Annotated in this window: 11 protein-coding genes; 2 read left to right on the top strand and 9 right to left on the bottom strand. The window is 52.7% G+C overall.

The window, feature by feature from the left end:
- Positions 1-30 precede the first annotated feature (30 nt).
- The 8 genes from B0I18_RS22400 to B0I18_RS22365 all read right to left on the bottom strand — a co-directional run bounded on the left by B0I18_RS22400 (position 31) and on the right by B0I18_RS22365 (position 10,497).
- A complete protein-coding gene (locus tag B0I18_RS22400; RefSeq protein ID WP_106524989.1) occupies positions 31-1,926 on the bottom strand; it encodes a RecQ family ATP-dependent DNA helicase in 1,896 nt (631 codons plus the stop codon).
- Between the two features lie 109 nt (positions 1,927-2,035).
- On the bottom strand, positions 2,036-3,736 hold the full coding sequence (locus B0I18_RS22395) for a S8 family serine peptidase (RefSeq protein WP_106524988.1): 1,701 nt from the start codon (positions 3,734-3,736) through the stop codon (positions 2,036-2,038).
- Between the two features lie 182 nt (positions 3,737-3,918).
- Positions 3,919-5,625, bottom strand: a complete 1,707-nt coding sequence (locus B0I18_RS22390; protein ID WP_106524987.1) for a S8 family serine peptidase — start codon at positions 5,623-5,625, stop codon at positions 3,919-3,921.
- Between the two features lie 252 nt (positions 5,626-5,877).
- Complete coding sequence (locus tag B0I18_RS22385; RefSeq protein WP_245882141.1) at positions 5,878-6,771, bottom strand: UbiA-like polyprenyltransferase; 894 nt, start codon at positions 6,769-6,771, stop codon at positions 5,878-5,880.
- A gap of 36 nt (positions 6,772-6,807) precedes the next feature.
- Positions 6,808-7,305 carry a DUF1573 domain-containing protein gene (locus tag B0I18_RS22380; RefSeq protein WP_106524986.1) on the bottom strand — a complete coding sequence of 166 codons (498 nt, stop codon included), beginning with the start codon at positions 7,303-7,305 and terminating at the stop codon, positions 6,808-6,810.
- 70 nt (positions 7,306-7,375) lie between these two features.
- On the bottom strand, positions 7,376-8,587 hold the full coding sequence (locus tag B0I18_RS22375) for an anthranilate synthase component I family protein (protein WP_181358582.1): 1,212 nt from the start codon (positions 8,585-8,587) through the stop codon (positions 7,376-7,378).
- A 79-nt stretch (positions 8,588-8,666) separates the two neighbouring features.
- The gene (locus tag B0I18_RS22370) at positions 8,667-9,119 is read right to left on the bottom strand and encodes a hypothetical protein (RefSeq protein WP_106524984.1); all 453 of its coding nucleotides are present in this window, start codon (positions 9,117-9,119) and stop codon (positions 8,667-8,669) included.
- Positions 9,120-9,231: 112 nt separating this feature from the next.
- A complete protein-coding gene (locus B0I18_RS22365; RefSeq protein WP_106524983.1) occupies positions 9,232-10,497 on the bottom strand; it encodes an adenylosuccinate synthase in 1,266 nt (421 codons plus the stop codon).
- A 180-nt stretch (positions 10,498-10,677) separates the two neighbouring features.
- Here B0I18_RS22365 and B0I18_RS22360 point away from each other — a divergent pair, with 180 nt between their 5' ends.
- Positions 10,678-11,622: a M28 family peptidase gene (locus tag B0I18_RS22360; RefSeq protein ID WP_106525016.1), complete on the top strand. Its 945-nt coding sequence runs from the start codon at positions 10,678-10,680 to the stop codon at positions 11,620-11,622.
- Positions 11,623-11,679: 57 nt separating this feature from the next.
- On the opposite strand, the gene B0I18_RS22355 is transcribed toward B0I18_RS22360, so the two are convergent.
- The gene (locus B0I18_RS22355) at positions 11,680-12,189 is read right to left on the bottom strand and encodes a hypothetical protein (RefSeq protein ID WP_106524982.1); all 510 of its coding nucleotides are present in this window, start codon (positions 12,187-12,189) and stop codon (positions 11,680-11,682) included.
- A gap of 62 nt (positions 12,190-12,251) precedes the next feature.
- Here B0I18_RS22355 and B0I18_RS22350 point away from each other — a divergent pair, with 62 nt between their 5' ends.
- On the top strand, positions 12,252-13,529 hold the full coding sequence (locus B0I18_RS22350) for a replication-associated recombination protein A (RefSeq protein ID WP_181358581.1): 1,278 nt from the start codon (positions 12,252-12,254) through the stop codon (positions 13,527-13,529).
- The last annotated feature ends 7 nt before the right edge of the window (positions 13,530-13,536 follow it).

The following is a 13,536-nucleotide window of genomic DNA, read 5'->3' as shown; positions in this document are numbered from 1 at the left end:
CCTCGTTTTATAAAAGCCGGCTGGGCAGGCTCAGCTTGCAAATATAATTCCTGTTGGATAAACGCGGCAAAGATGTTCATCGCTCAACTGGCGGATATACGCGATCAGGCGATCCTGTTCCAGGTCGGGGAAAGCGGCGGTCAGCGCCGCTACCGAAACCTGTTGTTCCTTCCGGATAAGGGCCAGCAGTTTTTCCTTAAGGGGGTCTGAAGGTACGTTATCTTTCTTTGCCTTCCGCCTGCACACATCACATCCGCCGCATTCTTTCGCGGTTTGCTCGCCGAAATACCGCGCCAGCAGTATATTGCGGCATACGTCTTCCGTTTGTATATAACGGATCATCTGCTCTGTGCGCTCCTCGTGGGCTTTACGCAGCCGGTCAATACGGGCGCTGTTCAGCAACAGCTGGTGCGGCGTCATGCGGTTGTGCTGCCAATACAGTGCGCCGCCTGCAAGCCCCGGCCGGTAATCGATAATACCCAGGGTGTCGAGGCGCTGCAAAGCCTGGTCCAGCGCCGCTTTATCCACTTTCAGGATGCGGGCCAGGTCAAATTCGTTAATATAAGCCGGGAAGTGAAATATACTGCCGTATAACCGCAACAGGCCCGTGGTTACATAAGCCAGTTTGGGCTCGTTACGCGCCAGGTAATCGAGCGTCGGCCTGTCGGTGGTAAACTGTACCTGGGTGCGGGTATTGGCCTGTTCGATCCATTGCCAGAAACCTTCGCGCTCCAACAGGCGGATGGCGCTGAAGGCTGGCAATACATCAAGCTTGAAGTTATGTGCAAACTGCAGTGCATCGAAGGGTTGCAACTCTTCAAAACCGGATCCCACGGGCATTTGCAGATAATCGCCCACCATCTGGTATACCTTACGGATAAACGCATCGGGCGGATAGCTGATTGCAGTCGACTCCTGCAACCTTACGATATCGCGATGGTTGTAAAACAGTACGGCATGCGCCTTATTGCCGTCGCGGCCGGCCCTGCCTGCTTCCTGGTAATAGGCTTCGATATGTTCGGGCACATCGTAGTGCGCCACGATCCGCACATCCGGCTTATCGATACCCATACCGAAAGCGGTAGTGGCACTCATGATCTGGCTATGACTTGCCGTCCAGCTCTGTTGTGCGGCCTCGCGTGCGGTGCGTTCCATACCGGCATGGTATACGAGCGCATCCAGTCCTTCTTCTTTCAGCTGCAAAGCCGTTTCCACACAACGTTTGCGACTGCGGCAATACAGCACGCCGCTGCCCTTTATGGCTTCGAAAGCGCGTACCGTATCCACCGGTTTATTTTCGGTATACCGTATCGTATAAAAAAGATTGTCGCGCACCACGCTCTGTTTAAACAGGGCCGGCTGCTGCAACTTGAGTTGTTGGATGATATCCTGCTGCACCTGTTCGTTGGCCGATGCCGTAAGCGCCAGTACCGGCACCCCGGGTGCGAAAGCCCGCAGGGTATCGATCTTCAGGTAAGCAGGCCTGAAATCGTGGCCCCATTGCGAAATACAATGCGCCTCGTCTACCGCGATCAGGTTGAGCTGAAAAGCGCCGGCGTACTCGCGGAAAACATCGGTCTGGAGACGCTCCGGCGACACGTACAACAATTTGTACTGGTTGTCTGCAGCCCGTTCCAGCGTATCGCTGATCTGCCGGGCATTCATACCCGAATGCAGGAATGCGGCACTGATACCGCGGCGCTGCAATTGCATTACCTGGTCCTGCATCAGCGCAATGAGCGGGCTCACTACGATAGCAAAACCATCGCGGGCCAGTGCAGGCAATTGGTAACATACAGACTTGCCGCCACCGGTAGGTAGCAGGGCAAAGGTATCCCTGCCGGCCATTACAGCGGAGATGATCTCCTCCTGCAGGGGCCGGAAGGAAGTATAATGCCAGTATTGTTCTAAAAGGGAAAGCAGCAAGGGTACAGAACGGGCGTTTTTTTAATCCGGTAATTTCTGTCAAAGATAATGATCCCCTGTTTATATACCGCGTTGCATACCGGTTATCCTGTTCTTTATCACGATGGGCCTAAGGGGTCAATACCAGGCGTTGTACCTCGTTGATTGTCCCGTTGGTCAGACGTACAAAATAAAGGCCCGCAGGCTGATCCCTGAGATCGATATCCAGCGCAGTATTGCTACCCCTGGCTATGGTATAACGCCTTACGGTATTACCGCTTACATTGCTTACCTGTACCGTCAATGCCTCGGTCAAGATACCGGGATATACCAGCCGGAACCTGCCAGTGCCGGGGTTAGGGGCAATGGTGCTTAACGACCGCCCGGGTACTGAAGGCAAGGCAGTAGGAGGGCCCACGGCTTGCCTTATAGCAGCGTATACATCGGGCAAGGGGCCTATGTTTTCGGAAACAGGCGCTATACCCGGTAATTGGGGCTTCCCGGTAGTCCTCAGGATCGACAGGACGTTCGCCGGTGTTAATACAGCACCGTTGTTACGGCTTTTGTAGGCCGATTGTAAAAGAATAACCGCACCGGATACAATGGGCGATGCACTGGATGTACCGCCAAAATTAGCGGTATAATGATAGTTAGCGCCTTCGGTATTATACAGGTCTCCATAACCGGTAGTCGTTACCTCTTCGCCATTGCCCTGCAGATCCACACGGGAGCCGTAGTTAGAGAAGTAAAGCCGGGACCTGTTGGCAGCATTGCCACCCACGCCGCCTGCCCCCACGACAATAGCGCCGGAATTATTCGCCGCCAGGAAAGGATGATGCCCGCCGTTGCCGGTACTGTATACCGGGGCGTCCAGGTTCTCATCGCCATTACCCGCCGCCTCTACCACGACAATACCTTTACCGGAAGCCAGCCTGATGGCATTATATGCCGGCCGGTACCATTCCAGCGGCACTAAGCCTCTTTGTGTTTCGGGAGTTACCGTATCGACGTTAGGACCTGGTATCTGCTGTTCCAGCAACAATACATCGCCCGCGGCAAGCGAATCTATGGCATTGGTAATCGCTCCTACAGGGTTATAGCCCTGGGGCGTATAAGCCGCCGAGAAATAAGGACTGCAATCCGGGGCAATGCCCGTAATACCCCAGTTATTATCCTTCGAGATGACGGAACCCAATACGGCGGTCCCGTGGTCTTCTCCACCACCTCCGTTGGGGTCTAAAGGAGCGCCTCCTATAATAGTAACCGCGGGCAGATCGCCATGTGTGGCATTGAATGCAAATTCAAGATCACAGAATTTAATCCCGGCGCCCCTGTTCCCGTACCTGATCCTTACGCTGTCGGCCCCGATGCCGACGGCTGCATCTTTGTCGTAGCGTTGTTGACTGGTAAAATCAGGAGGAAGGGGCAATTGCGCAGGCAGCGGCACCTGTAATACTTCTGCGGCATCCTGTAAGCGGCGCAGCAAAGCGCGGGCCTTATCCAGGTTTCCGGCAAGGGGCAAATGAAAGTAAAACTCCATACGGGAATCCGGCAGGGACTGGCCGAGTTTCTTTTCCGCGGTCCTGCGCCAGGTTTCCAGTTTAGCATCGCTGACCTGGTGCACCCGGCTCCAAAAACCAAGCGCATCCAATTCCCCGGTTGCAACCGCCTGCCCGTTTTTGTTGACCAGGCGTTTATCTTTTATTTGATAACCGGCATCGTCTTTCATTTTTACATACAGCATATCCGCCGCATAGTAGCGGTCCGGTTGGCTGTACCCCACCAGCGACAGGAAACAGCAACAAAGCAAAACAACTATACCATTTTTCATATGATTCCTATTAACGTGCGATAAACAACTTACAAGGTAAAGCAGTTACTATTTTTTTAAATAATATTAAGAAAAATAAACTTTGTACACATTGTCAATACACGGTATTCATCCTACCATTCCGGGTCATGTACGCACAGTTTGCTGTCGATGTCGCTTTCAGGATCCTGGATGTAAAACGTTTATCGGGCCAATACCAGGCGTTGCACCTCGTTGATCGTAGCATTGGTGAGGCGTACAAAATAAACACCGGCAGGCTGATCCCTCAAATCGATATCCAGCGCGGCATTGCTCCCCCTGGCTATGGTATAGCGCCCTACGGTATTACCACTTACATTGCTTACCTGTACCGTCAGCGCTTCTTTCAACATACCCGGATACAACAGACGGAACCTGCCCGTGCCGGGGTTGGGGAAAATAGCGCTTACCGGTTGCCCGGGTACCGATGGCAAGGCCGTAGTGCGGTCCAGCACTTTTTTAATAGCGGCATAGACATCGGGCAAAGGACCTATATGCTCAGCAACCGGCGCAGCCCCGGCCAGCTGGGGTTTCCCCGTACTCTTCAAGATCGACAGCACATCAGCCGGCGCCAATACGGCGCCATTGTTGCGGCTCTTATATACCGATTGCAAAAGCGCAACGGCAGACGTTACGATGGGCGATGCACCGGATGTGCCACTGAAGACGCTGGTGTAATGATAATTTTCGCCCTCCGCATCATACAGGTCGCCGTAGCCCGTCGTGGTTATCAGTTCACCGTTGCCCTGCAGGTCTACACGCGAACCGTAATTGGAGAATGCAAGACGCGACCTCGGTTCAGCCCGGCCACCAACGCCACCCGCCCCCACGATGATCGCCCCGGAGGTATTGGCGGGTATAAAGGGATGATGGTCGCCATTGCCGGTCTTATAGACACGGTCATCCAGGTCTTGCCGGCCATTACCGGCCGCCTCTACCACGATGATACCCATACCCACGGCATACTTAATAGCATTGTATATAGGCCTGCTCCATTCTACAGGCACCAGGCCGCCCTGCGATTGCAAATAGGTATAATCGGTATTGGGCCCGGCCATCTGCTGCTCCAGCAGCAATACATCGCCGGGACCCAGCACATCAAAAGTACGGGTGATAGCGCCGGCAAGATTATAGAAACCGTTGTCGGCGGTAAAGACCGCCGAAAAATAAGCCTTGCAATCGGGGGCAATACCCGTGGTGCCCCAGCCATTGTCCAGCGATACGATCTGGCCCAGCACGGCAGTGCCATGATTGCTATTCCCGCTGCCCTGACCGGGCGGCGATCCGATCAGGGTTACGGCCGGCAGATCGGCATGCGCTGCGTTGAAATCATATTCTATATCGCAGACTTTTATACCGGCGCCTTTATTCTGGAAAACCAGGTAAACACTATCCGCGTTGATTCCCGTTTCTACGGTCTGCCAGTACAACTGCTGGGGCGTAAAATCGGCCGGGAGCGGCGCAGATATGGGTACCGGCATCTTCAATACTTCTTCGGCATCGCTGAGTTTTTGCAGCAGCTCCCTGGCTTGGTCCCGGTCTTCGGGCCGGTTTAAGCGGAAGCAAAATTCCATGCTGATATCCGGGAGCCTTTGTTGCAAACGGGTTTGCGCTTCCCTGCGCCAGGCCGCTAATTTTTCGTTGGAGGGGGCATGCAACCTGTTCCAGGTACCCAGTACCGCCAGGTCGTTCAGCACACTTTCGTCCTGCTTCCTGAGCGGGATCAATTGCCGGTTGTCCAGGCGATACCCGGCATCGTCCTTCATTTTCACATACAGGAGACCGGGGATATAACATGCATCAGGTTGTCCATAACCTGTCAAAGAGAGGGCACAGCACAATATGCCGGCGAGCAGCGCTTTCAGCTTCATCGTTTATCTTTTGTAGTTCAGGTAAATGGGGCAGGTTGAAAGTAACGCTTTTGTGTTGCATATCCATACACGATTGACAACCTGCCGTTTTTTATTGATAACCGCTGTCAATTATTTCACCACTACCCGGGATACCGCTCCCGGTAGCGGTTTCCACACTGCGGCAAAGGGGCATGAAAAAGCCCCGGATCAGCCATCAGGGCGGCGATCCGGGGCGTATATCATATAGCTATCCTTGCTTCAAGGCACTACTCAGAGCACAAGTTCCAGGATGGTAAATATTGCGAACACGATACTGGCAATACCATTGGTATTGGCAAAGGCCATATTGACTTTGCTGAGGTCGTTGGGTTTTACCAGGATATGCTGGTAGATAAGCAGGCCCGTAAATACGGCGGTACCGATCCAGTACAATATGCCGAACTGAGCAAAGATACCCGCGCCGATCACGAATAGGGCCGAAAAGAAATGCAGGGCATTGGATACCCGCAGGGCGTTGCGCGTACCCAGTGCGGCAGGAATGGAATGCAGCTTTTGTCCTTTATCGAAATCCTGGTCCTGGAGAGCATAGATGATATCGAAGCCCGATACCCAGGTCAGTACGGTAAAGGAAAAGAACAGGGGCAGAAAATCGAAATAACCGGTAACGGCCAGGTAAGCGCCAATGGGCGCCAGGGCCAGGCCCACACCCAATACCAGGTGGCATAAAGCAGTAAACCTTTTGGTAAAACTGTAGAACAGGATCACGAACAGGGCTATGGGCGACAGGTACAGGCAAAGAGGATTGATCAATGCCGTGGTCAACACGAACAATACACAGCATACGATCGTAAAGATAAGCGCATGTTGCGGTTTGATAGCGCCGGCGGGTATTTCGCGCTGTGCCGTACGCGGGTTCAACGCATCGAACCTGCGGTCGAGGTAGCGGTTAAAAGCCATAGCTGCGCTTCGTGCAAATACCATGCAGAGCAGCATCAGCCCCAGCAACGACCAACGAAAGGTCTGGTGGTCGTAGGCAACGGCGAGCGTAAAGCCGATAAGCGCAAAAGGCAGGGCAAAGACGGTATGACTGAACTTTACCAGGGAAAGATATTTCTGGACTACATTACTGTGCTGTGGCATAGCGGGTACAGTTGTCTGGGCCATCGGTACTGTTTTTGAGTTGAGGTACTGCGGATAATTTTATTCTACCTCTGCTTCGAAGGAAACAGAGATCTTTTCGCGGTCCGCGTTGGAAACGATCAGTACATTTTTTTGCTGATGTCCTTTCCTGCCGGCCGAGTTAAACTCGACCAGGATCTCGCCTTCGCCACCCGGCAGGATCGGGTCTTTGGAAAAGGAAGGTACGGTGCAACCACAGGAAACGATCGCGTCGGAGATCATCAGCGGGTTATCGCCCAGGTTTTTGAATTTGAAAGCGTGGCGTACTTTCTCACCTTCTTTTATTTTACCGAAGTTGAATTTATCTTCCGGGATGACCATTTTGGTTTTGGGCATCTCTTTCACTTTGGCTTCCCGCTCGTTGCGTTCATCAAGTTCCGTACTATGTCCTGACTGGGTGCCGATGCCGTATTTATTGAACAGGGCACGCTGGCTTACACCGCTTATTTCCACCAGTGCAATCGTCAGCACGGAAAGGGTAAGTACGGTCAGTAATATTGTTTTTACCTGGGAGTTCATTGTCGTTTGTGTTATTTAAATTATGCCCTTACGGGCAACATGCAAAGGTAACCTGAAATCCGGTATTCCCCTAGCCGGCCTGAAGAAATACCTGTTCCATGGCCCGGGCTTTCAGCCTTACTTCTTCCCACTCTGCCGCAGCCACGCTATCGTAGGTAATGGCACCGCCTGTCTGGTACGAGAGGTAACCGGTAGCACTGTTGTAAAATAAACTGCGGATCACGACATTAAAATCAAAATCGCCGCCGGGGCTGCTATAACCCAGGGTACCGGCATACAGGCCGCGCCGCGATCGCTCGTACTGTTCGATCAGCTCCATTACCATTACCTTGGGGGCGCCGGTCATACTGCCCATAGGAAAGGCATGCCGTATGGCCTGTTCGGGGGTAACGGTTTCTTTTAAAAGGCCGCTTACCGTAGAGATAAGCTGGTGCACCTGTGGAAACGAATAGATACCAAACAGCTCGGGCACGCTAACACTGCCCGTCCTGCAGCTGCGTGCCAGGTCGTTGCGCACCAGGTCTACGATCATTACGTTTTCTGCCCGTTCTTTCTCATCGTTGTACAGGGCCGTTTTCAGCCGTTCGTCTGTTGCCGGATCGCTGCTTCTGCGGGCTGTGCCCTTTATCGGTTGCGATACCAGTTCGTCGCCGGCTTTAAACAGGAAACGTTCGGGGCTGGCGCAAACCAGGAAGGCATCGTGGGTACGGTAAAACGCCGCAAAGGGAGCAGGATTCAGGCGGTTGAGCCGGTGAAAGGTGAGCCAGGGATCGATCGTAGCGGCTGTAGCATAGGCTTCGGTACAGAGGTTAAGTTCATAACAGTCGCCTTCGACGATATGCCCGCGCACCTGCTCTACGGCATCGATATACGCTTCTTTGGTAAAACGGTATTGCCAGGATACGCCTGCCGGAGCGGGGCCTTCAATTACAGCCTCCTGGCCAAGTATGGCCTCCAGGATGGCTTCCGGAGCGGCATCCAGGCTTTCCACCACCAGGGTATGGGTACCGTAAGGGATATAAGCCACATGTACGGGCTTAAAAAAGAACTGTTCTTCAAAGCCTTGCCGGGCCTGGTGCCGGCTGGTCAGCCGGGGTTCGACCTGGTTTTTAAAATCGTATTCCAGGTGTCCGAATAACCAGTCGCCGCCGGCTTCGCCGAAGGGGATATTGCTCCCAGCAGCGCCGGCAGCTACCAGCAATTCAAAGCGGTTGGGACCATGCTGGTATTGGTTATTGTCCAGATAAGCAAAAATGCTGAAAGGGCGGAGCCAATTCAGCATTTTTGTTTTTATTACTGCCAATTCTTCTCCGGGAAAAGAATAAGATACAGAATTTCGTATTGTCATTAAGTTCGATCAATTAGTAATCGTCATCGTCGTCATCGTCAAAGCCACCACCATCGTTAAAGAAACCGAGGTCGCTGAAGTCATCGTCCAGGTCATCGTCTCCCGCTTTCTTTTTACCTGCGCCGCTACCGGAGCTGGTTTTCTTTGATTTCGGGATATCGAATTCTTCAAAGTCCGGGTCTTCGTCAGCGAAATCATCAACCTCTTTGAAATCATCATCCTCGTCAAAGTCATCATCCTCGTCATCGTCGTCGTCATCATCATCGTCATCTGCTTTTGACTTTTTGGGAGAAGCCTTTGCAGCAGCTACTTTTTTCTTGGGTGTTTCATCGTCAAATAACTCATCATTATCATCATCGTCCTCTGATTCAACGCCTTTTGCTTTGCTATCTTTTTTAGGCGCAGCGCTTTTTTTTGCCGGAGCGGCCTTTTTCGCCGCTGTCTTTTTTTCTGAATTGGATTTCATAGCACACGAACTATTATTTGCTGGTTGTATAATTTTCGATGTAAATTTTTAATTGTTTTTTGATTTGACAAAATCTTTTTGGGAAAATTATCGGAAAATAAATTTTGCCCGCTTAAAACAGTGCCAAAAGCTGATCCCGGCCGGTTCCGTTGGAAATAAACTGGATACGGATCTTCAGGTATTCTTCTACAAATCTACAATAACTTTTAAAAGATTCCGGCAGTTGTTCATGCGAGGTGCAGGTGCTGATACTGGTTTCCCAACCGGCGAACGACTCGTATACCGGCGCTATATCCCTGTCGCATATATCAAACGGGAATTCTTCGGTTTGCTGACCATCGATCTGGTAAGCCGAAGCGACTTTAATCTCTTCAAACTCATCCAGTACATCGGCCTTGGTTACGATAAGACGGGTAACGCCGCTCAGCATCGATACGTAACGCAGAGCTACCAGGTCCATCCATCCGCAACGGCGCGGACGTTTGGTAACAGCCCCGAATTCATGACCGGCAGCACGCAGGCGTTCGCCTGTTTCGTCGTGCAGTTCGGTAGGGAACGGGCCGCCGCCTACACGGGTGCAATATGCCTTGGTAATACCGTATACTTCGCCGATTTTGGACGGCGCTACACCCAGGCCGGTACATACGCCGGCCGAGATGGTATTGGAAGAGGTTACAAAAGGATAGGTACCGTAGTCCACATCGAGCATACTGCCCTGGGCGCCTTCGGCCAGTACTTTTTTACCCTGTTGCAAATGATTGTTCAGCCAGTATTCGCCGTTAACGATATTGAGCGTACGCAGGTAAGCCACCGCTTCGAAGAAGGCTGCCTCCCAGCTTTGCCAGTCGGGCACTTCATCATAAAGACGCAGCATATCGAGATGCTTGCCTTTCAGGCGCTCGTAACGTTCTTCCCAGTTTGGCGCCAGTATATCGCCTACCCTGAGGCCGTTACGGCCGGTTTTATCCATATAGGCCGGACCGATACCTTTCAGCGTAGAACCGATTTTCTCTTTGCCTTTTGCATGCTCTGACGCAGCATCCAGCGCACGGTGCGTTGGCAGGATCAGGTGGGCTTTATGAGAGATGAAGAGGTTGTGCTCCAGGGCTACGCCCAGCTTTTTCAACCCTTCTATTTCTTCCTGTAAAGTAACCGGGTCGATTACGACACCGTTACCGATAAGGTTCAGTGTTTTTTCATGAAACACACCGGAAGGTATGGTTCTTAATACTACTTTCGATCCGTTTACATACAAAGTATGTCCGGCGTTCGGGCCACCCTGAAAACGGGCGATAATATCATAATGAGCAGCCAGGTAGTCTACGATTTTACCCTTTCCCTCATCACCCCATTGCAAGCCAATTAATACGTCAACCATGTTGGATTTTTAATGCGAAAGGGCAAAAATAAAGAAAGCTCCCGGGTAAAATCCAAGAAATTTGAGTTTTTTTATTGCCTGTTTTTGTTTATTAATCACCCCGTGCAAATATTGCAGGGGCCTGTCCGGCATTTGTTTTACCTTGCCGCCGGCGGGCGCCTGTGTCCTGCCGGTTTTATCATGAAAAGAATACTGATCTCCGGGCTGTTTTCCCTGTTGCTGACGGGCATTGCTTATGGCCGGCAAACGACAGGTGGCAACGGCTTTAATGCCGACTCGGCCTACGCCTTTACGGCGCGCCAGGTGGCCTTTGGCCCAAGGGTGCCCAATAGCCCGGCGCAACTGGCCTGCGCAGCCTGGCTCGGGCAAAAGCTGGCACAGTATTGCGATACCGTGTACCGGCAACAGGTTACCGTTACCGCCGGCGATGGCGCTACCAGCCTGCGTTGTATCAACCTGGTAGGCGTTATCAACCCCGCGGCCACACGCCGCATCCTGCTGCTGGCCCACTGGGACTCGCGCCCCTGGGCCGACCGGGACCGTAAAAAAAAGAAACAGGCCATAGACGGCGCCGATGACGGCGCCAGCGGTACGGCCGTACTGCTCGAACTGGCACGGGTATTGCAAAACAGCGCCCCGGGCCGCGGCACCGTGGGCGTCGATATCCTGCTTGCCGATGTGGAGGACTATGGTAAAGATGAATGGCAGGACGCCTCATACGCCCTGGGCACACAATACTGGTGCCATAACCCGCATGTGGCCGGTTATACGGCCGAAGCCGGTATTCTGCTCGATATGGTGGGCGGCAGCAAGGCCCGTTTCCCCATGGAAGGCTTCTCCCGGCAATACGCGAGCCCGGTAGTGGATGCCGTATGGCAGGCCGCAGCGGCAGCCGGTCATAGCGCCTATTTCCCCACGGAGAAAGAAGGTTATATTACCGACGATCATGTACCAGTCAATACCATACGGCATATACCCACGATCGACATGATCCACCTGCCCCGGCATTCGGAAACGGGTTTCCCGGAACACTGGCATACGCACCGCGATAACATGTCAGTGATCGACAAACACACCTTACAGGCCGTGGGCGAGACCCTCCTGTACTACCTCCGGCATTTATAGCACGCAAACGAAAATGCCCGGAACCTGATGGCTCCGGGCATTGTTTATCTTCAGCGCTTAGTGCGCGTATTTCCGCAGGGAATCGAGCGGCGTATCGCCGTAAAAACTCTTGATCAGCACCCGGTGCTTATCGTAGATATTGATCTGGGGCAGCATTTTATAGGAAAATAAGCGGTCGACGGTCTGGGCGCTGTCTATACCCACTTTGATGGCAGGATGCTCGCCGAGCTTGGTCTGTTCAAAAAAGGATTTGAGATAAGGCAGCATTTGTCCGCCTGCCAGAAACAATACCTTATTATCTTTGAAGTCGGATTCGTGTTCGCCTATCGCAACCCCCATATGGATACAGTGGCCGCAGGTGGGATTGAAAAGCACAAGGAAAAAATTATGATCGTCCTTAAAGCTTGCTGCCGGGTATTCTACACTATCCCTGCTGATGACACGCATAGGCGGCAATACAGAACCTATCTCGCGGTACGAAACCTTTGCCTCTTCTTTTTGTTGTGCAGGCGATAAGGTATTCAGACCAAGCAGGGCTGCGGAGAGCGCCAGTATTTTTTTTAACATCGGATATTTTTTAAACGGGCATACAATTGCCGTTTCAAAAATAATACAAACAATTTATAACCATGTCCGCCGCAATAAATAATAACATCCCCTTAGCGGAACGCATGCGTCCCCGGAACCTCGACGAGTTTATAGGCCAGCAACACCTGGTGGGACCGGGTAAGGTATTGCGCAATATGATCGAAAACCGCCAGCTCCAGTCCCTGCTGTTCTGGGGACCGCCCGGCGTCGGTAAGACCACCCTGGCACAGATTATAGCCCACCAGATGGACATGCCCTACTTCCAGCTCAGCGCCATCGAAAGCGGTGTAAAGGAAGTACGCGGCGTGATCGAGTTATCGCGTAAGGCGGGCAAGGCCGTGCTGTTTATCGACGAGATACACCGGTTCAATAAGGCGCAGCAGGACAGCCTGCTGGGCGCGGTGGAGAAAGGCATCATTACCCTGATCGGCGCTACGACCGAGAACCCTTCGTTTGAAGTGATCAGCGCCCTGCTGAGCCGCTGCCAGGTATATATACTCGAAGCCTTTACGGCCGACGATCTGAAACAGATCGTGAACCGGGCACTGGAACAGGACGAATGGCTCAGGAACCAAGGCGTGACGATGAAAGAATGGGAAGCGCTGATCCAGCTGAGCGGGGGCGACGGCCGCCGCATACTCAACCTGCTGGAGCTGGTGGTACAAAGCCTGCCCGCCCACCAGCGCGATATTACCAACAACAAGGTACAACAGATCGTACAACGCAAGATGGCCCTGTACGATAAGAGCGGCGAACAGCATTACGATATTATCTCGGCTTTTATCAAATCCATCAGGGGCAGCGATCCCAATGCCGCCGTATACTACCTGGCCCGTATGATCGAAGGCGGCGAAGACCCTAAGTTTATCGCCCGCAGGTTGCTGATCCTTGCCAGCGAAGACATCGGCAATGCCAATCCCAACGCCCTGTTGCTGGCTACCTCCTGCTTCCAGGCCGTAGAGATGATCGGTTACCCCGAGTGCCGGATCATCCTGTCGCAAGCCGTTACCTACCTGGCCTCGTCGGTAAAGAGCAATGCGGCTTATATGGCCATCAACGATGCACAGGCCCTGGTGAAGCAAACGGGTGACCTGCCGGTACCGCTGCATATCCGTAATGCACCGACCAAACTGATGAAAGAAATCGGTTACGGCGATAATTATAAATATGCCCACGATTACCCCGGCAATTTTGCAGCGCAGGAATTTATGCCCGACCAGGTAGCCGGGCTGCAGCTCTATAATCCCGGCGATAATGCGGCAGAACAACGGCAAAGGGAGTACCTGCGCCATTGCTGGAAGGAGAAGTATGGGTATTGAGTAGTGG

Source organism: Taibaiella chishuiensis (assembly GCF_003014535.1).
Lineage (GTDB): Bacteria > Bacteroidota > Bacteroidia > Chitinophagales > Chitinophagaceae > Taibaiella > Taibaiella chishuiensis.
The sequence above is the reverse complement of the archived record's forward strand: the minus strand, read 5'-3'. Positions and strand labels throughout refer to the sequence as shown.

Coding starts and splice junctions, on each gene's coding strand:
- B0I18_RS22370 (WP_106524984.1), bottom strand. CDS start 9,119: ATGAAATCCAATTCAGAAAAAAAGACAGCGGCGAAAAAGGCCGCTCCG.
- B0I18_RS22355 (WP_106524982.1), bottom strand. CDS start 12,189: ATGTTAAAAAAAATACTGGCGCTCTCCGCAGCCCTGCTTGGTCTGAAT.
- B0I18_RS22365 (WP_106524983.1), bottom strand. CDS start 10,497: ATGGTTGACGTATTAATTGGCTTGCAATGGGGTGATGAGGGAAAGGGT.
- B0I18_RS22390 (WP_106524987.1), bottom strand. CDS start 5,625: ATGAAGCTGAAAGCGCTGCTCGCCGGCATATTGTGCTGTGCCCTCTCT.
- B0I18_RS22360 (WP_106525016.1), top strand. CDS start 10,678: ATGAAAAGAATACTGATCTCCGGGCTGTTTTCCCTGTTGCTGACGGGC.
- B0I18_RS22375 (WP_181358582.1), bottom strand. CDS start 8,587: ATGCTGAATTGGCTCCGCCCTTTCAGCATTTTTGCTTATCTGGACAAT.
- B0I18_RS22350 (WP_181358581.1), top strand. CDS start 12,252: ATGTCCGCCGCAATAAATAATAACATCCCCTTAGCGGAACGCATGCGT.
- B0I18_RS22395 (WP_106524988.1), bottom strand. CDS start 3,736: ATGAAAAATGGTATAGTTGTTTTGCTTTGTTGCTGTTTCCTGTCGCTG.
- B0I18_RS22385 (WP_245882141.1), bottom strand. CDS start 6,771: ATGGCCCAGACAACTGTACCCGCTATGCCACAGCACAGTAATGTAGTC.
- B0I18_RS22380 (WP_106524986.1), bottom strand. CDS start 7,305: ATGAACTCCCAGGTAAAAACAATATTACTGACCGTACTTACCCTTTCC.